Source organism: Aequorivita sp. KMM 9714, from assembly GCF_011065475.1.
Taxonomy (GTDB): domain Bacteria; phylum Bacteroidota; class Bacteroidia; order Flavobacteriales; family Flavobacteriaceae; genus Aequorivita; species Aequorivita sinensis.
This window is the reverse complement of sequence record NZ_JAAGRO010000062.1, coordinates 1-270: the sequence shown is the minus strand read 5'-3', so window position 1 is coordinate 270 and position 270 is coordinate 1. Positions and strand designations below refer to the sequence as shown.

General features: G+C 33.3%; 1 protein-coding gene. It reads right to left on the bottom strand.

Annotation, left to right across the window (positions count from 1 at the left end; all coding sequences use genetic code 11):
- Positions 1-270 (bottom strand): tetratricopeptide repeat protein (locus tag G3A46_RS14655; protein ID WP_206736035.1); only part of this gene is annotated, 270 nt, incomplete at both ends.

Below are 270 nucleotides of genomic sequence, written 5' to 3'. Positions count from 1 at the left end.
CATCTGGAAACGTAGTTACTAATTTTTCGTACCATTTTGCTGCGTTGGTATAATCTCCATTAAAATAATAGGTGTCTCCTAAGTTTTCATATATCTGAGCAGATTCGTATCCATCTTCAACTACTTTAAGATAGATTTGTCGCGCATCGATATAAGCATACTTGTCAAATTCTTTATTTGCCCTTTTTACATCTTTTACCTGCCCAAAAGTGCTTCCCGTTGAGAGAACTATAAAGGCTAAAATAAATATGTTACGTAATATTGTATTCA